The organism is Neptuniibacter caesariensis (assembly GCF_000153345.1).
Classification (GTDB): domain Bacteria; phylum Pseudomonadota; class Gammaproteobacteria; order Pseudomonadales; family Balneatricaceae; genus Neptuniibacter; species Neptuniibacter caesariensis.
The window spans coordinates 369,587-386,935 of the sequence record NZ_CH724127.1 but is presented as its reverse complement, the minus strand read 5'-3'; the positions used below and the strand labels follow the sequence as shown (position 1 = coordinate 386,935).

16 protein-coding genes and 1 tRNA gene are annotated in these 17,349 nt (G+C 50.2%); 10 read left to right on the top strand and 7 right to left on the bottom strand.

Annotated features, from left to right (window positions below):
- Positions 1–28: 28 nt before the first annotated feature.
- From MED92_RS15600 to MED92_RS15585, 4 genes are all read left to right on the top strand, one after another.
- Positions 29–706 carry a TetR/AcrR family transcriptional regulator gene (locus tag MED92_RS15600; RefSeq protein ID WP_007022540.1) on the top strand — a complete coding sequence of 226 codons (678 nt, stop codon included), beginning with the start codon at positions 29–31 and terminating at the stop codon, positions 704–706.
- A gap of 110 nt (positions 707–816) precedes the next feature.
- The gene (locus tag MED92_RS15595) at positions 817–1,185 is read left to right on the top strand and encodes a cupin domain-containing protein (protein WP_007022539.1); all 369 of its coding nucleotides are present in this window, start codon (positions 817–819) and stop codon (positions 1,183–1,185) included.
- A 107-nt stretch (positions 1,186–1,292) separates the two neighbouring features.
- A complete protein-coding gene (locus MED92_RS15590; protein WP_007022538.1) occupies positions 1,293–1,991 on the top strand; it encodes a glutamine amidotransferase-related protein in 699 nt (232 codons plus the stop codon).
- 124 nt (positions 1,992–2,115) lie between these two features.
- Positions 2,116–2,619: a Crp/Fnr family transcriptional regulator gene (locus MED92_RS15585; RefSeq protein ID WP_007022537.1), complete on the top strand. Its 504-nt coding sequence runs from the start codon at positions 2,116–2,118 to the stop codon at positions 2,617–2,619.
- 22 nt (positions 2,620–2,641) lie between these two features.
- On the opposite strand, the gene MED92_RS15580 is transcribed toward MED92_RS15585, so the two are convergent.
- The 4 genes from MED92_RS15580 to MED92_RS15565 all read right to left on the bottom strand — a co-directional run bounded on the left by MED92_RS15580 (position 2,642) and on the right by MED92_RS15565 (position 7,736).
- Positions 2,642–3,598, bottom strand: coding sequence for a DMT family transporter (locus tag MED92_RS15580; RefSeq protein ID WP_007022536.1), 957 nt, complete (start codon positions 3,596–3,598; stop codon positions 2,642–2,644).
- A 126-nt stretch (positions 3,599–3,724) separates the two neighbouring features.
- Complete coding sequence (locus MED92_RS15575) at positions 3,725–5,227, bottom strand: Na+/H+ antiporter NhaC family protein (protein ID WP_007022535.1); 1,503 nt, start codon at positions 5,225–5,227, stop codon at positions 3,725–3,727.
- A 92-nt stretch (positions 5,228–5,319) separates the two neighbouring features.
- The gene (locus MED92_RS15570) at positions 5,320–6,603 is read right to left on the bottom strand and encodes an NAD(P)/FAD-dependent oxidoreductase (protein ID WP_007022534.1); all 1,284 of its coding nucleotides are present in this window, start codon (positions 6,601–6,603) and stop codon (positions 5,320–5,322) included.
- Between the two features lie 200 nt (positions 6,604–6,803).
- Positions 6,804–7,736 (bottom strand): LysR family transcriptional regulator, encoded by a 933-nt coding sequence (locus tag MED92_RS15565; RefSeq protein ID WP_007022533.1) that lies wholly within the window; start codon positions 7,734–7,736, stop codon positions 6,804–6,806.
- A gap of 158 nt (positions 7,737–7,894) precedes the next feature.
- On the opposite strand from MED92_RS15565, the gene MED92_RS15560 reads away from it, so the two are divergent.
- Positions 7,895–9,352: an NAD-dependent succinate-semialdehyde dehydrogenase gene (locus tag MED92_RS15560; protein WP_007022532.1), complete on the top strand. Its 1,458-nt coding sequence runs from the start codon at positions 7,895–7,897 to the stop codon at positions 9,350–9,352.
- Between the two features lie 10 nt (positions 9,353–9,362).
- Positions 9,363–10,715 carry an aminotransferase gene (locus MED92_RS15555; RefSeq protein WP_007022531.1) on the top strand — a complete coding sequence of 451 codons (1,353 nt, stop codon included), beginning with the start codon at positions 9,363–9,365 and terminating at the stop codon, positions 10,713–10,715.
- 249 nt (positions 10,716–10,964) lie between these two features.
- Here the strand turns inward: MED92_RS15555 and ubiM are convergent, their stop codons facing one another.
- On the bottom strand, positions 10,965–12,290 hold the full coding sequence (gene ubiM / locus MED92_RS15550) for a 5-demethoxyubiquinol-8 5-hydroxylase UbiM (RefSeq protein WP_007022530.1): 1,326 nt from the start codon (positions 12,288–12,290) through the stop codon (positions 10,965–10,967).
- 129 nt (positions 12,291–12,419) lie between these two features.
- On the opposite strand from ubiM, the gene MED92_RS15545 reads away from it, so the two are divergent.
- Positions 12,420–13,079, top strand: coding sequence for a class I SAM-dependent methyltransferase (locus MED92_RS15545; protein WP_007022529.1), 660 nt, complete (start codon positions 12,420–12,422; stop codon positions 13,077–13,079).
- A 16-nt stretch (positions 13,080–13,095) separates the two neighbouring features.
- Here the strand turns inward: MED92_RS15545 and MED92_RS15540 are convergent, their stop codons facing one another.
- Positions 13,096–14,418, bottom strand: a complete 1,323-nt coding sequence (locus MED92_RS15540) for a Na+/H+ antiporter family protein (RefSeq protein WP_007022528.1) — start codon at positions 14,416–14,418, stop codon at positions 13,096–13,098.
- Positions 14,419–14,640: 222 nt separating this feature from the next.
- Here MED92_RS15540 and MED92_RS15535 point away from each other — a divergent pair, with 222 nt between their 5' ends.
- Positions 14,641–15,036 carry a response regulator gene (locus tag MED92_RS15535; protein WP_007022527.1) on the top strand — a complete coding sequence of 132 codons (396 nt, stop codon included), beginning with the start codon at positions 14,641–14,643 and terminating at the stop codon, positions 15,034–15,036.
- Between the two features lie 184 nt (positions 15,037–15,220).
- Complete coding sequence (locus MED92_RS15530; protein ID WP_007022526.1) at positions 15,221–16,321, top strand: YeeE/YedE family protein; 1,101 nt, start codon at positions 15,221–15,223, stop codon at positions 16,319–16,321.
- Here MED92_RS15530 and MED92_RS15525 read toward each other — a convergent pair.
- Positions 16,318–17,058, bottom strand: a complete 741-nt coding sequence (locus tag MED92_RS15525) for a hypothetical protein (RefSeq protein ID WP_007022525.1) — start codon at positions 17,056–17,058, stop codon at positions 16,318–16,320. The genes MED92_RS15530 and MED92_RS15525 overlap by 4 nt on opposite strands.
- A 184-nt stretch (positions 17,059–17,242) precedes the next feature.
- Between MED92_RS15525 and MED92_RS15520 the strand changes: the two genes are divergently transcribed.
- A tRNA-Glu gene (locus MED92_RS15520) sits at positions 17,243–17,318 on the top strand.
- The last annotated feature ends 31 nt before the right edge of the window (positions 17,319–17,349 follow it).

Genomic DNA, 17,349 nt, shown 5'->3' with positions numbered 1-17,349 from the left:
ATTTGAATTCTCGGTGAGTCGGCAAGGAATGGGTAAGGATCAAGTTTCAGAAGCGGATCAGAAAAAGCGTAAGTCGCAGGATCTTAAGCCGCGTAATGCACCCGTGCAGGGACGTTCGAAAAAACGTTCCAAGCAGATCATTGATGTGACCAGTGAACTGCTGGAACGGGTTGGCTTTGATGATCTGAATACGATTCTGATCGCCAAAGAGGTCGGCATCTCAGTGGGCTCGCTTTATCACTACTTCCCGAATAAGCACGCCATCCTCTATGCGATGGGGCTGAGCTGGCTGGAAGAGATCGATAAAGTGCTGACCGAGATCGGCAAGTGGCCGGTGGAAGAGATGGCACTGGAAGAGCTGGTGGAGCAGATGCTCACCGCGAACCTTAAAGTGTATAAGCGCCAGAAGGCGGTCCTGACCCTGGTGCAGGCGATGTTCTCTGTACCGGAGCTTCGCGAGCTGGATGCCCAGCACGATGAGCTTGTGATTGCGCGTATGGCGGAAATCTTCAAACGCATGGGGATCAACCGTCATCTGAAAGAGCGTGAGCGTCTGGGGCGTTTGTATCTTGAGACCAGCCACAGTGTGTTCCTGGTGGTGGTTCACCAGAGTGGTGAACGGGCCAAGCGGACTCTGACCGATCTTAAGTTCATGCTTTGTGCGCTACTGCGTCAGCACCTGGAAAGCTGCCAGGCAGAAGTCTGAAGGCTCTTTTAATATACCGCTGAAGGCTCTTTACGTTTTCCCTTACCGATTAATAGCGACCTCAAACAGTCTTTATTTGTTTCTAAAAATAAAACTATTTGAGGTTTAACATGCATAAACAATTACTTCGCGTCGTAGCTGATTCATCTCATCAAGCGTTCGAAGATAAAGCGATGCCGATTGCGGTCGACCGGGTTTTAGCCGGTGCGCCAAAAGAGGTGATCGATAATCTCTTTACCAACAGCAAAGAAAACTTCTTTTGTGGTGTCTGGTCTTCCGACAGCGGCAAATGGACGCTGAACTATACCGAAGATGAATTTTGTTACCTGATCAAAGGCAAGGCGATTCTGACCGATAGTCAGGGCAAGGTTGAAGAGCTCAATGCAGGCGACGCGTTTGTCATCCCTGCGGGTTACCAGGGTACCTGGGAAACCGTGGGTGAAGCGCAGAAGTTTTATGCGATCTACGAAGAGCTGTGAATCCCCGCCTAAGTTTTCCTAGGAATAAAAAATACCCCCTCGGGTAGATATCAAAGCCCGGCAGTTCTGTGGACGATGGAGGTTTAATCGTCTCAGGAGTGCTGGGTGTGAAGTTAGGTATTCTGGTAACCGGTGATACCACCGGCGAGTTGAATGCAAAGTACGGTAGCTTTACCTCGATGTTTATCGATCTGTTTGAGCAGCAGGGCGTGGATCTAACGTACCTGGCATATGATCTTCGCGAGGGGCAGTTCCCGTACAACATCAATGAATGCGATGCCTGGTTAATTACCGGTTCAGAGCACGGGGTTTACGATAAGTTGCCATGGATGCAACCGTTGGAAGCAATGATCCGCGAGATCATTGCAGCAGAACTGCCGCTAATCGGTATCTGCTTTGGTCATCAGATTATGGCCTCAGCGATGGGAGCTATGGTTGAGAAGTCGGACAAGGGCTGGGGCCTGGGTCACGCTACCTATCAGGTATGTGGCAAAGGTGCGGTGAAGGAAGTCGTAATTAACGCGATGCATCAGGATCAGGTAATCAGCATGCCTGAACAAGCAGAGTTGCTGCTGACATCGGAGTTTTGCCCTTATGCCGGTTTTACTTACGGCCCAAAGGTTTTGAGTATCCAGGCGCATCCTGAATTTATGAATGAGTACACCCTTGAGCAGTTACTCGAGCTTAAGGGCAAGTTGTTTCCTGAACGGGAAACCAAGATCGCCTTTGATGGCTTAATGCCACCAAAGAAAAACCTCGATACGGATATTGTTGCAGGCTGGATGCTCTCAGCACTTAGCGCTTAAACCGATAAATAACAGATTGATTAGGCTATAAATTCGGCATCTGAGGTTTTATCGCCTATACCTTTAAAGGTATGGGAATTATTCCGTTTCAGGCGTTAAATGGATCATCAGTGAGGTGATGCCCATGTATATTCTTACCGAATCTGAAGTAACAACGCGCTTTTCTGAAACCCACTGTCGTGAGCTATCCATGTTCGGAGCCTTGAGTCGCGACAGTATGCTTTTTTTGCTGCATAAGGGACGCGTTTTGCAATTTGATCAGGGAGAGAACTTGTTTACCCGAGGGGAGCAGTCTGATCGTTTCTATATTGTTATGGATGGCAAACTCGGTTACTACCGCTACGAAGATCAGCAGAAGATTCATATCCGCGATTTTCATAAAGGCGAGCAACTCGGTTATGTGGGGATGATTGGCCTGCATGAGCGCAAAGGAGATGCGGTGGCCGAGCAAACCAGCTATGTACTTGAGGTCTCATGCGAATTGTTTCATCAGGTCTGCGATTCCTTCGCCAGTGACTTTGTCATCTTTCTTATTAATATGACCCGTGAGATGAGCAGGGAGATCACCGATCTGGATGCGATCTGTACTCATCTGTGCGCGGTTCAAAAGATTAATCACGCGGTCTGAGTGCTTACCAGTAAGTAAGCACTTAGTTTACCGAGGTGCTGTGCTCCAGTGGTTCCATATGGGGCTTCTTGCGTCTATCGCCCAGCTCTGACAGCAGCATCCCGCAGATAATTAATCCTGCCCCGACAAACCCTTGCGGCCCCAGATGCTCATCGAGAAAGATCCAGGCGGTCACATGGGCAAATACCGGTTCTGTGGCGAAAACCAGCGCGACTTTGTGCGGTTCCAGAATGGTCTGGCAAGCAGACTGTGCCCAGTAAGCGTAAGCGGTACCAAACAGCCCTGCGATCAATAAGGCCCAGATCACAATGGGCTGATTTAACTGTTCAAGCCAGCTGGTAGGTGTGGCTTCCGGGTAGTAGAACGCCGGTTCAGGGCTAAGCCAAGCGGCCAGGGTGCTGTAGATCGCGACCGCCGTGAGTTGAATAATACTCAGGGTTACCACGGGCAGGTCATTTACAAAGCGCCCGGTTAGGACGATATGTGCAGCAAAGGCAAATGCACAAGTCAGGACCAGAAGATCACCCTGATTGAGTTCCAGATCACCACCCATGGTTAACAGATACAAGCCAAGTGATGCGGCAAGGATTCCCAGCCAGACATGCTTACCCACTTGTTTGCGAAACAGCAGATAACCGATTACTGGCACCAGCGGCACATTGAGCCCGGTGATAAAGCCAGCATTCGATACACTGGTGTAGCGAAGCCCCTCGGTTTGGGTATAAAAGCCAATAAACAACAGGAAACCCAGCAGCAGACCCGCGCCTAATAGTTTCCAGAACTGTGAAGATCTGATCTGCTCTTTGGCGATCCATAGCAGTGGTAGTAACGATAATGCTGCGATCAGAAAGCGGAACGTATTGAAACTATGGGTTGGCATAATGGCAACCGCCATATCGATCAGGACGAATTCAGCGCCCCAGACGAAGCTGACCAACAGCAGAAGAAAAAGGGCGGTACGAGAGGATCTTATTGTCATTGTGTTCTCGCTTAGCAAACAAAGTGCTGACTAGAAAAAAGTGATGGCCTAAATAAACCTAAGAAAAGCAAACGCCCTTGCTGATTGAGGAGGCAAGGGCGTTTTCGAAACGGAGTCAGGGCTGGCTTATGCCATTGCAAACCCGAGGAAGATCAAGGCTATAAAGGTAATCACCGCGCCGATCAGTGCATACGGGATCTGGGTCAGAGCGTGCTGCATCGGTGTACAGCCAGAGCCCTGCGAAGAGAGCACCGTTGAATCACTGAAGAAGCATGCGTGGCTACCAAACGCAGATGCAGATAGTAGCGCACCAACCGTCAGTGGCATCGACATACCCAGCGCCAGCGCCATCGGAATAACGATCGGCAGGGAGACCACAAAGACACCCCAGCTTGAACCCGTAGCAAATACCACCGCAGCCATCGCGGCAAATACCAGCGCTGGCAGCAGCTCTTTCGACAGGTAAGGTGTCAGTGAATCGATAATGTAAGGGGTCATGCCTAGCTGGTCATTCACCTCTTTAAGCATGAAGCCGGCACAGACCACAGCGATCGGGTGCAGCATCACTTTGAAGCCATCCAGCATGGAATCAACCAGCTTGCCGAAGCTCAGCAGGCCCTGCCAGAAGTACAGCACCATAGTGAACATGGACGCCACCAGTGCACCCAGCAGCAGATCTATTTCGTAGTAAACACTGGCACCAACCAGTACGGCCATCGGCATCAGGAAGTTCAGCAGACCCACCATAGGTGAAGTCTTTTTAATGCCTGATAGATCAAAGCCATCTTGCTGAGTGCCCGGAGGGATCGGCTGACCGGCCTGAGCACGCTTTTCCGCCTGCTTCATTGCACTGAAATCGCCAAGAATGCCAGCGGCTACCAGGAACACAACCAGTAGAGCGATCCAGCCGTAAGCCATATAAGGAATCGCTTCGATATACAGCGACATACCCTGGCCTTCGCCTGTGGCGCCGTTCTCTTCCAGCAATGCTGCGAAGTAAACCGCCCAGGTAGATACCGGAACCAGAATGCACACCGGCGCAGCGGTTGAATCTACCAGAAACGCCAGCTTTTCGCGGGAGATACGGTAGCGGTCGGTGAGGTTTTTCATCGATGCGGAAACCGCCAGTGAGTTGAGATAGTCATCGATAAAGACCATCACACCCAGGCAGCAGGTAGTCAGCATGGTGCCGCGTTTGGTTTTAATCCGTTTTGCCAGCAGTTCACCAAAGCTAAGCACGCTTCCACCACGCTCCAGCATGTTGATCAGGCCACCCATCATGCCGCAGACCAGTACGATCCAGGCGATGGTTTCATCCATGACCACGGCGATGGAGATATCCCCCAGGCCTGTGACAATATTGGTTGGGTCGAGCAGTAGTAAACCAGCAACGATACCGGCAAAAATCGATTCCAGCGGTTTCTTGGTGATCACTGCAACAAACAGGATCAGTAGCGCAGGCAGCAGGCTTTGGAAGCCGTAAGATTCACCCTCAACGTGCTGGGTCGAGAGGTAAGCAAAACCGGCCATGATCAGACCGTAGAAAACTAACCAGCGAGTCGGCTGGCTAACACCCTGTTCAGATTCAGCCAGGTTTGCAGCATTTGGCTGAGTAACATCAGTGCTCATGGATACACCTTATTTTTATATGCTTCACTTGTAATGATCTGGGAGTGTGACTCCCTTATTATGCGGGGCGCGGTGCGCCCCTTGTCACCGGATCAGATGCCTAGTTTATCTCGCAGGTTGTAATACCAGGCGCCCATCGCTGTGTATGGGATTCGGAAGGTGGTTCCGCCGGGGAATGGATACTGCGGCAGGCCAGCAAAGACGTCGTAACGCTCTGCCTGACCCTGAATAGCGTCAGACAATACTTTGCCTGCCAGATGAGAGCAAGTCACACCATGACCGCTGTAACCCTGCGCATAGTAGATGTTGCTACCGATACGGCCAAACTGAGGCAAACGCATCAGCGTCAGAAGGAAGTTTCCGGTCCAGGCGTAATCAATTTTCACACCTTGCAGTTCCGGGAAGGTCTTCAGCATCTTCGGTACGATCAGGGATTCAATCTTGCTTGGCTCACGGGCACCGTATGTCACGCCGCCACCGTAGATCAGACGGCCATCGCCAGACAGACGGAAGTAGTCGAGCAGGTAGTTACAGTCTTCAACACACTGGTCATGTGGCAGTAGCGCTTTCTGCTGCGCTTCGCTGAGCGGTTCGGTGGTGATCACCTGAGTACCGCAAGGCATCGCTTTTGACTGTAGTTTTGGAATCAGGCCGTTTAGGTAAGCATTACCTGCCACCACTACGTAATCTGCGCTGACACTGCCCGTCTGGGTGTGTACGTGAGGTTTTGGCCCCTCATCAACCCGAATGACTGGCGAATCTTCGTAGATGGTTCCACCCAGCGATTCGAATGCTGCCGCTTCACCCAATACCAGGTTAAGAGGGTGGAAGTGACCGCCGGACTTATCCAGCAGCGCGCCTTCGTAGCGATCAGTACCGATATAGGTCTGGGTTTCAGATGCAGACAGCAGCTCAAGGTTGTTATGACCGTGGGATTCCCAAAGGGCTTTTTTACCCTCCAGTTCCTTCATCTGTTTGCTGTTGCAAGCGGCGAAGATACCGCCGTCTTTCAGGTCACACTGGATCTTGTATTGATCAACAAAGCGGCGGATGATTTTACCACCTTCAAAGGCCATCTGACCCATCGCTTTGCCGGTCTCTTTACCGTAGTGCCTTTCGATGAAATCGATATCACGGCTGTAGCTATGCACAATCTGACCGCCGTTACGGCCGGAAGCGCCAAAGCCGATGCGCGTGCCTTCCAGAACCACGACTTTAAAGCCGATTTCCGCCAGATGCAGCGCGGTAGACATACCGGTGTAACCTGCACCGATGACGCAGATATCCGCTTCAATGTGCTCTTTTAGCGCAGGGCGAAGCGCTTTATCGTTCGCTGACGCCGCGTAATAGGATGTTGTATGTTGAGGTGCAGACATATTCTTTCTCTAGTTCTACCGGATCATGGTCGCCGGATTCTTATTCTTATCAACAATACCGAATAAGGAATGCCCGGTTCGGGAAACCCTGATTGGGATTGTTGCCAGATGTAACAAAGATACGTCTCGGCGCTATTCATTTTATATACCCCCGTAAGGGTATATTAGGTTAAGCCGTTAGATTTTCCTGCACCTGCCTGTCAGGACGTGAGCAGGCTTTTATGCAGGCACTGGGTAAATGTGGTTATGACCTGTTCATTACTGTGCTTCTTACGCCAGATCGCATCAAAACTGTTGCTGTAACCGAATTGGCGGGTCAGTAGCGGACGCATGTTATTTGCCATCCCCCAGTTTTCCACCAGGTGTTTCGGTAGAAAGCCCAGATAGTGGCCGCTTAATATCAGTGTGGCCCTGGCCTCCTGGTGGTGGGCTTTGGCGTGTTTATTCCAGGCGCGCATCTCTGGCAGAACTTCGCGGCCGGGCATCAGTCGGGGGGACTCAACAAACTTATATTGTAGAAGGTCCTCTTCACTGATCGCTTCATCGGGCAGATCAAACAGGGGGTGATCTGGTCCGCAGTAGAGGCGCATCTCCTCTTCAAACAGGGTTAGGGTATTCAGTTCAAGAAAGGAGTGGGGCAATACGGTTACGCCAATATCCACTTTCTTTTCCAGTACCGCGGTGCAGATCTCGTCAGATGACATCGTGGTAATCTGAACCCGTACATCGGGGGCCTGTTGGGAAAAGTTATTTAGTGCGGCAACGATGCAGGAGTGGTGTGCACCCAGCATATGTTCGGCAAAGCCCAGGTGTAGATGGCCAAATATTCGGTTATGAGAGCGGTTAACCCGGTTACGGAACTGATCGACGGCGCTTAGCAGCTCCAATGTGGCTTCATAAACCTCTTTGCCCTGATCGGTCAGGGCAAAGCCACCACGACCACGATCACAGAGGCGCATATCTAAGCGCTTTTCCAGATCAGAGATGTAATTAGAGATGGTTGAGTTCGCCAGGTTCAGCTGAATCTCAGCGGCGGTAAACCCGCCCGACTCTACGACTGAGCGGAATACCCTGAGCAGACGCAGATCCACATCGGCCAGTTGTCCGGAGATGGCGGCTTTCTTTCGACCCATTAGTCACCTCTATATATGAAGTAGTTTATGGATACTTTTGTATATCCAAATGTAAATTCATTTAAATCATTATATAAGCCATGGATTAGCTGGTCTATAAATGTATCTATGTTAGAGCGGCTGCAGGTTAAGCGCCGACATTGTTCAGGAGATTACAGATGCCAATCCAATTGAAAGACAGCGGTTTGCTAAAAACCAATGCTTATATCAATGGTCAGTGGGTTGCGGGTGAAGCAGGTGAGACTTTCCCTGTGATTAACCCGGCTACCGGCGAAGAGCTGGCTCAAGTTGCCAGCGTAACGGCCGTGCAGACTAAAGAAGCGATCAATGCTGCAGAAAAAGCGATGAAAGCATGGCGTGCGCTGCCAGCGAAAGAACGTTCGGATCTGCTGGAACGCTGGTATGGGCTAATTCTGGATAATCAGGAAGATCTGGCACAACTGATGACGGCGGAGCAGGGTAAGCCTCTGTTCGAATCCCGTGGTGAGGTTATGTATGGCGCATCTTTCCTGAAATGGTTTGCCGAAGAGGGCAAGCGAGTTTATGGCGATGTGCTACCGGCAACACAGGATCGCCGCAGTATTGTGATTAAACAGCCTGTAGGCGTAGTTGCCGCGATTACCCCATGGAACTTTCCGAATGCGATGATTACCCGCAAGGTGGCACCTGCGCTGGCGGTGGGTTGTGCAATGGTACTTAAGCCTGCTGCTGAAACGCCTCTGTCAGCTTTAGCACTTGCGGAACTGGGTGAGCGTGCTGGTTTGCCAGCCGGTTTGTTCAGTGTACTCACTACAGCTGATGCGGTAGCGGTGGGTGGTGAGATGACCTCTAACCCGGTGGTTAAGAAAGTCACCTTTACCGGCTCAACGGGCGTTGGAAAGCTGTTGATGAAGCAGTGTGCTGACACCGTAAAACGTACTTCGATGGAGCTGGGCGGCAATGCTCCAGTGATCATCTTTGATGATGCGGATCTGGATAAAGCGGTCGCGGGTGCGCTGGTATCTAAATACCGTAACTCCGGCCAGACCTGTATCTGTGCGAACCGCATTATGGTTCAGGCGGGCATTTACGATGCCTTTGTTGAGAAGTTCAGCGCCGCAGTAGCTGAGTTCCGCATTGGTGACGGGCTTGAAGAAGCGACGACTCATGGACCGGTGATTACGGAAAAAGCGGTGGGTGATATTCACAGCAAAGTGACTGCTGCAGTGGAAAGCGGTGCAACGGTGGTTCAGGGTGGCCAGCCGAGTGAACTGGGCAGCTACTTCTATGAGCCAACGGTACTGACCAATGTCACCCGTGATATGAGCTTGTTCAAAGAGGAGATCTTTGGCCCGGTAGCACCGATCTTTAAATTTGAAACCGAAGAAGAAGCGATCGATATGGCCAACGATACAGAATTTGGCCTGGCTTCTTATGTTTACACCAACGATCTCGGCCGTATCTGGCGTGTCTCTGAAGGGATCGAATATGGCATGGTCGGTGTGAATGAAACGATGATTAGCTCCGAAGTGATTCCGTTCGGTGGTGTTAAAGAATCCGGTCAGGGCCGTGAAGGTTCTAAATATGGACTGGATGATTACTTAGAAACTAAATATATCTGCATGGGCGGTTTGTGAGGAGCCTGTTATGAGCACAATTATTTATCCAACTACCAACCTTAAAGCCACTGAAACGCTGACCCTTGAGCGTGGTGATGGCGCCTATGTATATGACAACCAGGGGAAGCAGTACTTTGAAGCACTGGCAGGTCTGTGGTGCACATCGCTGGGTTACAACAACCGCGAGCTGATCGATACGGTTAACCAGCAGATGGGGCAGCTCTCCTATTCACATATGTTTGGTGGCAAGACGCACCAGGTGGGTATGGACCTGTCTGAAAAGCTATCAGCGATGGTACCGGTTGAAAACGCTAAGGTGTTCTTCGGTAACTCAGGTAGTGACGCTAACGATACGCATATCAAAATGCTGCGTTACTACTTCAATGCGATTGGTAAGCCTGAGAAGTACAAGATTATTGCCCGTGACCGTGCTTACCACGGCGTCACTGTTGCTGCTGCGTCTTTGACTGGGCTGGTACCAAACCATACGCATTTCGACCTGCCGTTTGAAGCGCTGGGTATTCTGCGTACTGATGCGCCTCACTACTACCGTGGCGCGCTGCCAGGCGAAACTGAAGAACAGTTTGTCGACCGTATTACTAATAATCTGGAACAGATGATTCTGGCTGAGGGTGCCGATACGATTGCTGCGTTTATCGCCGAGCCAATTACCGGTGCCAGTGGTGTGATTGTTCCACCGAAGGGTTACTACGAGAAAGTTCAGGCGATTCTGAATAAGTACGACATCCTGTTCTGGGCTGATGAAGTGATCACCGGTTTTGGTCGTACCGGTAACGATTTTGGTAGCCGTACCATGGGTATCGAAAATCCGGCGATGATGACGCTGGCTAAGCAGCTTTCTTCTGCGTATATGCCGATTAGTGCCTCGGTTATCCGTGGCGATATGTACGAAGCGATGATCGAGCCAAGTGCTCAGGTGGGCGTATTCGGACACGGTTACACCTATTCCGGACACCCGGTGGCTTGTGCGGTAGCTCTGAAAACACTGGAAATTTACGAGCGTGACAACATCTTTGGCCATGCGGCTGAGATGGGTGACTACATGCAGAAACGTCTGCGTGAGTTTGCTGATCACCCGCTAGTAGGAGAGATCCGCGGTGAAGGTATGATCGCTGCGATCGAAATGGTCGCTAATAAAGCAACCGGTAAAGCCTTTGAAGGTGGCGCTGTAGGCGGCTTTGCCATGCAGGCGTGCCAGAACCACGGCATGATTACCCGTGCAGTGGCAGGTTCTTCACTGGCATTTTGTCCGCCACTGATTATTAACAAGGATCAGGTCGATGAGATGATCGAGAAGCTAAGCAAAGGCCTGGACGATACGCTGGACTTTGTTACGCGCGAAGGTCTGCTGGAAGCCTGATTTCCTAAACATAGACAGGACCTCTGGTGTTGCGCCCTTTTGTCAGGGGAGGGTGCAGTGCCTTCCCGCTAATATGGGTAGCGGGACGTCTCTTTACCCTGATGCTTTCTGCACTTAGAAGTCTCCTTTTAGGTCTTAAAAGGAGTTTCTGGCTCAATGCTCTGGTCCGCTCCACGGACCGTCGATTTTTGGGGGAACCGTTGGTTCCCCCCTTTTTTTATGGCTTGCGTTTAGTCGCGGGTGAAAAGGTTAAAGTCCCAGAATATTTCTTGGCTTTATCGCATCGGGGATCAGGCTTTCAAATTTTTGCTTCACTGTAGCTGGTGATAGTTGTTCTGGTACCGGCGGCAGGTGGCTGGTCAGTTCCTGAATCGGGCTGGGTTTATCCGGATTCTTTTCAGTGAGGGAGTCAGTTATTAACTGCTTCAATGGAGCAATATTATTAGCCAGGCGCAGGGTGGCTTTACGTGCAAGTTTTGCCGCGGTGCTTTCATTGGTGAACAGCCCCACGACCAAATTAGTACCGTAGTAGATCACCCGGGTGGTTCGCATCTGTTCAGCTTCATAAGCTTTCAGCAATTCTTCTGAAGCGAAATCTTCACCTTCAGCTATCGCATTGAGCATCAGTTTTGCCAGCGTGGCCTGACCTTTAAGGCCCAGGTTAAAGCCATGGGCAGTTACCGGATGCATGCCGACCGCAGCATCCCCAATCAGCGCAAAGCGGCGTCCAACAAACTGGTTTGCATGAACCGCTACCAGAGGATAAACATGACGCTTACCCAGTAAGCGCATATCACCGAGTAACCCGTTGAGTTGCTGCTCAATGTTCTGGTTGAACTCAGCTTCGCTCATCTCAGCAAAGTGTTGGGCGTCACGGCTGTTTACTGTGACCACGATAGAGGAGCGGTTTCCATTCATCGGAAGAATCGCGGTGGTTCTGCCGTAGTGGAAACACTCGAAAGCATTTTGCTGGTGGGATTCGCTGTGCTCCATGCGACAAACAATGGCGCTGCGCGAGAAATCCCGCATGGTGGCTGACAAGCCCATTTTACGGCGCATCTCGGAAAAACGGGTATCGGCAGCGACAATCAGTTTGGCATGGAGCGTTGCGCCATTATTCAGGGTGATCTGACCGCTATGTTCATCCGTCGAAACCTCCTCTACGGTGGTTTCGGTGATGATATCTACATGGTCGTGTTGGCAAAGCTCTTCGTAATAAGCTTTGCGGATCTGATGATTGGGTACCAGATAACCCAGTGCTTCCAGCTGTTCCTTTTCATTATCGAAATCGAGGCTGTAGCTGGAGTCACCATCAAAGACTTTTGCGCCCTCGATAGGTGATACATCTTCGGCGGGTAAGCGTTGCCAGGCTCCACAGGCCTTCATCAGTTCTACTGACTGATGAGTTAAAGCGATCTCGCGACCGTCTTCAGGCGGGTCTGCCAGTATTGAGGATGAAGAGCGCTCGATCACCGCGACCCGGATCGGCAGATCGGCCAGAGAGCGTGCAAAGCTTAAACCGGCTGGGCCGGCCCCAATAATTAAGACATCGTAGGTTGAAGACTGATCGCTCACAGCGGATACCTTTACCTGATTTCAATTCGATAAGGTTGCTAACTCTACTCTTTCCAGTATGAAAGGCATGGATATAAATCAACAAATTGCTGTTAATCTGACAGGGTAAATCCATATAAGGAAAGGCCGATGTCTAAAGCCAGTGATCCGCAAATCCCCCCTGAACTGTTGAAACGGGTCGAGCAATCGACGTTGTCCCACTACGAGGAGCGGGCTGAACAGTTCTGGGAGGGTACCCGTGATCATGATGTGTCTCAGAATATCGATGCACTGTTAAGGGCGCTGCCATCGAGTCGATCATTAAAAATTCTGGATTTTGGTTGTGGACCCGGCCGTGATTTAGTGAAGTTTAAAGCCCAGGGGCACGAAGCCGTGGGTCTGGATGGTAGTGCTGAGTTTTGTAAAATGGCGGTGCAGTACAGCGGTTGTGAGGTGCTGCATCAGTCGTTTTCTGAATTGGATCTGGTTGCCGAAAGCTACGATGGTATCTTTGCTAACGCTTCACTCTTCCATGTGCCGAAAGCGCTCTACCCTCAGGTACTAAAAGCCTGCTTCACCGCTTTAAAACCGGGTGGGGTGTTATTCAGTTCAAACCCTAGGGGTGAAGGAGAAGGGATGAACGGGCTGCGTTATGGCCATTATATGGAGCTGGCAACAAGCGAGGCCTATCTGCGTGCGGCCGGGTTTGAAATGGTCGAGCACTATTATCGGCCGGTGGGAATGCCGCGGCATTTGCAGCATTGGTTAGCGATAGTGGCGCGTAAAACAGAAAAAATAAAGCCAGCTTAAAAGCTGGCTTTATCATTTACAGGGTAATCGCTGCAAACCAGCCAAATACCAGAAGGGGCAGGTTGTAGTGCAGGAATGTTGGTACGACAGAATCCCAGATATGGTTATGCTGTCCGTCAACGTTCAGGCCAGATGTTGGGCCCAGCGTAGAGTCTGACGCAGGAGAGCCAGCATCACCTAATGCGGCTGCGGTTCCGACCAGGGCAACAATCGCCAGCGGGCTAAAGCCCAGCTGTACCGCCAGTGGTACATAGATCGCGGCGATGATTGGGATCGTTGAGAAAGAGGAGCCAATCCCCATAGTGATCAGCAAACCAACCAGCAGCATCAGGAAAGCGGCCATCGGTTTGTTTTCACCGATGATATCTACAGAGCTGCTAACCAGCGTTGCGATTTCACCGGTTTCTTTGAGCACTTGAGCGAATCCGGCTGCGGCGATCATGATAAAGCCGATGGTCGCCATCATCTTCATACCATCGGTAAGCAGGCCGTCTGACTCTTTCCAGCGAACAACACCGGTAATGGAGAACAGAATAAAGCCAAGCATGGCTCCCATCACCATGGAGTTAGTGTATAGCTGAGTTACAAATGCCAGGGCGATAGCGGCTAAAGCAACCACGATCTCTTTGCTACCGTAACTATGATTGCTGTCTTCAACCGCTTCGATCTTTTCAATGTTATAGCGACGTTTGCCGCGATAGCTAATGAAGGTAGCAAACAGAAGTCCGAACAACATGCCTGCGGCGGGAATAGCCATTGCATTGATGACGGATAAACCTTCGACATCCAGGCCACCCTTGCTGATGTTTTTCAGCAGGATCTCATTCAGGAAGATGCCCCCAAAACCAACAGGCAGGAACATGTAAGGTGTGACCAGGCCAAAGGTCAGAACACAGGCGACCAGACGACGATCAATTTGCATTTTACTCATCGCCAGCAGCAGAGGTGGAATCAGTAGCGGAATAAATGCGATGTGAATCGGCATGATATTCTGCGATGACATAGCAACCAGCAGAATAACCAACAACAGAGCGTTTTTGATCCACTTAACTTTACTAGGATCAGGATTCTGGCCCAGCAGAATGACAATGCGATTAGCCAATGCGTGTGGGAGTCCGGATTGTGCGATCGCAACCGCAAAACCACCGAGCAGGGCATAGCTAAGTGCGACACTGGCGCCACCACCGATACCCGAGTTAAACGCATCGATAGTTGCCTGTATGCCAAGCCCCCCGGTCAGACCACCGACCAGAGCACCGATAAGCAGAGCGATAACAACATGGGTTCGAAACAAGCTGAGTACTAACATGGTTAGTACCGCGAGAATTACTGCATTCATAGGGCTATACAAAGCTCCCAGATTTTTTAAAAAGGGCGGCACATTGAAGGAAGCTTAATTAGCAGTCAACCATGAAGGGTAAGGTTCAGTGGAAGCTACTGTAAGAGTTGAATAAACAGTGAATAGGTTTGCTTATGGTGTGGAAAATAGAAGATTATTCTGCTGCTCTAAGTGCGATTTTTATTTTCGGTTTGCTATATTGAACGCAAGGGAGGGAGATCTATGTCGCAAAGAAAAATAATCATTCTTGATGATGAAGAGATGATGCTACGAAGTCTGGAACGACGTTTTCGCAGCGAGGCTTCAGAGTATGATGTCAATGTATTTACCTCGGTAAAGTCGGCACTGGCAGAGCTGGAAGCCGGTGAGTGTTATGCCTTTATAACCGATGTGAAAATGCCGGTTCTGAACGGCGATCAGGTGGTCGGGTATATCTCGCAGAAGTATCCTGAACAAAAATGCCTGGTTATTACGGGGCAGGCGGATGTGGATGAGATCAAGCGAATAACCCAGGTTGGCAATGTCAGCACAATCTTGCGAAAGCCTCTGGAATTTGACCGTTTGCTTGAAGCGTTAGCTGCTCTCTCTGAGCCGACTGAAGATAAGCCAGCTGATTAATTGTATGTAAGTTATAGCTTAATTAGTTTTTTCTTAATCAATTGGTCTGAATTTGGTGTGGATCAATTTTTATAAGTATTTGTTTTGATAATATGCGATTTGGTAATTAAATCGCACCGTTCCTTCATAAATATCGCTTCTTTGTTTTAGGTTCGCTGCATCATTTGAATAGCAGGTTGGACCTATGGACTTTGATTTCCTGATCGATCATCTTGGTGAAAGTGGCACAACAGCGCTGGGTGGGCTTGTACTCGGGCTCATGTTTGGTGTGTTTGCGCAAAGAAGTCAGTTTTGTCTTCGTGCTGCTGTCGTTGAGTTCGTTCGGGGGAAAATCGGTCCTAAAGTAGCTATCTGGTTACTGACTTTTTCGGCCGCTGTTGGCGGAACCCAGGCACTGATTCTGTCAGGTGAGCTGGATATTACGGATTCAAGAATGCTGGCCTCCTATGGAAGCCTCTCCGGTGCTGTGTTGGGTGGTCTAATGTTTGGGGCGGGGATGGTACTCGCCCGCGGATGTGGCGCACGTCTGTTGGTACTCGCAGCAACCGGTAACCTGCGGGCGTTGTTTTCTGGTTTGTTATTTGCCGCGGTAGCCCAGGCGAGCCTTCGCGGTATTTTTGCTCCAGCACGCGATAGCGTTGCAAATTCATGGGTCTTGCATGATGACGGTGGTTTAGAACTGATCGGCTTCATGGGGTTGGGTGATTACACCGGAATCTATATCAGTGTGGTCTGTGCTGTTATCGCTATCATTTATGGGATTCGTAACAAATTAACCGCCTGGGCCTGGATAGGTTCAATCGGTGTTGGCTTGATGGTCGTAGGTGGCTGGTGGTTTACCTACCATATGTCATACCAGACCTTTGAGCCTACACAGGTCGAGAGCATGACATTTACCGGCCCATCCGCGGATACTCTGATGTATTTCTTGACCCCGGGCGGCGCACCGATGGATTTTGATGTGGGCTTGGTTCCAGGGGTATTTATCGGCTCATTCCTGGCGGCAATGCTATCCCGGTCTTATCAACTGCAGGGGTTTAAAGATGGACGCAGCATGGTCAGGTATATAGCCGGGGCGACCTTAATGGGCATGGGGGGGATGCTTGCCGGCGGCTGCGCTGTCGGTGCCGGATTAACGGGTGGATCTGCCTTCTCTATTACTGCCTGGATCGCCCTGGCCTCAATGTGGGCAGGGGCGGGAATTACCGATGCACTTGTGGACCGAGAATGGAAGAAAGCAGAAACTGAGCAGCCAGTGACAGAAAGGGCAGAGGTTGTCTCTTAGAAGTTAAACTTCTTCCCTGAATCCTGTTCTTTCTCTTTGGCGATCCTTTTCTCTTCATTATCCTGATCGATCTGTTCCGCCAGGTTAGTGATATGGGTTCTGATTTCGTAGAGCTGGCGGTCTAAGGTCTGGTTCTGATTTAGATTCGAAAGCTTACTGAAACAGTTGCGATACTGGTGAATCACTACTTCCGGACCCTGAGTTGCCTCAGTCTCTTGTGCGTTCATTAGGTCGAAGTCCACTTCGACTCTTATATATAGACGCTTTGCATCTTTTGTTAACGCTTCTGCTACGTCCGCATTGATCTCGCCTTTATTCTTTATCTCTGCAACAAACTGGGCGAACTCTTTAATAATACCCAAAGCGCGCGCGGCTTCATTCTGAGTGGTAAAGACGCTGAGCGATCCTGATGGGTGGCTCACTGCTTCAGGTACTGATACTGCGAGGGCTTGAAAGGCAGCTCTTTGTTGGCGGTTTGATTCTGTCGCTTCCAGTTCAACGACTGCTGCCCAGCGTACTTCAAGATATTTGACGAGGAGTGAGCGGATTTCGTTAGTAATCAGAATAGGGGGGAAGGATTCGAATAGATGTGAGGCCCGACGAATGGCTGTTTTCAAACCAACCAGCTTCAAGCTTCGCGCTCGTTTCTTATTCTCAATATCCTGAACCGCAAAGCCGATACCGGCCATGACCGCGACACCCAGTAAGATAATAAGTGCTATATAAGTTGGGCTCATGAAATAATCCTAATAACTGCTTATATTCAGCGAAACCGGTTTCTTAAATAACGCTGATACTATGATTCTAACACTATCGAAAAAGTTATTGATTTTGTAGGAAAATAGATAAAAAAAGTGCTTGCAATAAATATTTCTGAAAAGTAATATATGCCCCGCTTTGAGGCGATGCCTTAAACGTTGCGTCCCATTCGTCTAGTGGTCTAGGACACCGCCCTTTCACGGCGGTAACAGGGGTTCGAACCCCCTATGGGACGCCATTTCTCTTCCTGCTTTTTAAGAAGAGAATAT

Excerpts from the sequence above, each read along its gene's own strand:
- MED92_RS15555 (WP_007022531.1), top strand. The coding sequence starts at position 9,363 with ATGAGCACAATTATTTATCCAACTACCAACCTTAAAGCCACTGAAACG.
- MED92_RS15535 (WP_007022527.1), top strand. The coding sequence starts at position 14,641 with ATGTCGCAAAGAAAAATAATCATTCTTGATGATGAAGAGATGATGCTA.
- MED92_RS15600 (WP_007022540.1), top strand. The coding sequence starts at position 29 with ATGGGTAAGGATCAAGTTTCAGAAGCGGATCAGAAAAAGCGTAAGTCG.
- MED92_RS15595 (WP_007022539.1), top strand. The coding sequence starts at position 817 with ATGCATAAACAATTACTTCGCGTCGTAGCTGATTCATCTCATCAAGCG.
- MED92_RS15565 (WP_007022533.1), bottom strand. The coding sequence starts at position 7,736 with ATGGGTCGAAAGAAAGCCGCCATCTCCGGACAACTGGCCGATGTGGAT.
- MED92_RS15570 (WP_007022534.1), bottom strand. The coding sequence starts at position 6,603 with ATGTCTGCACCTCAACATACAACATCCTATTACGCGGCGTCAGCGAAC.
- MED92_RS15575 (WP_007022535.1), bottom strand. The coding sequence starts at position 5,227 with ATGAGCACTGATGTTACTCAGCCAAATGCTGCAAACCTGGCTGAATCT.
- MED92_RS15560 (WP_007022532.1), top strand. The coding sequence starts at position 7,895 with ATGCCAATCCAATTGAAAGACAGCGGTTTGCTAAAAACCAATGCTTAT.
- MED92_RS15530 (WP_007022526.1), top strand. The coding sequence starts at position 15,221 with ATGGACTTTGATTTCCTGATCGATCATCTTGGTGAAAGTGGCACAACA.
- MED92_RS15540 (WP_007022528.1), bottom strand. The coding sequence starts at position 14,418 with ATGAATGCAGTAATTCTCGCGGTACTAACCATGTTAGTACTCAGCTTG.
- MED92_RS15525 (WP_007022525.1), bottom strand. The coding sequence starts at position 17,058 with ATGAGCCCAACTTATATAGCACTTATTATCTTACTGGGTGTCGCGGTC.
- MED92_RS15545 (WP_007022529.1), top strand. The coding sequence starts at position 12,420 with ATGTCTAAAGCCAGTGATCCGCAAATCCCCCCTGAACTGTTGAAACGG.
- MED92_RS15585 (WP_007022537.1), top strand. The coding sequence starts at position 2,116 with ATGTATATTCTTACCGAATCTGAAGTAACAACGCGCTTTTCTGAAACC.
- MED92_RS15580 (WP_007022536.1), bottom strand. The coding sequence starts at position 3,598 with ATGACAATAAGATCCTCTCGTACCGCCCTTTTTCTTCTGCTGTTGGTC.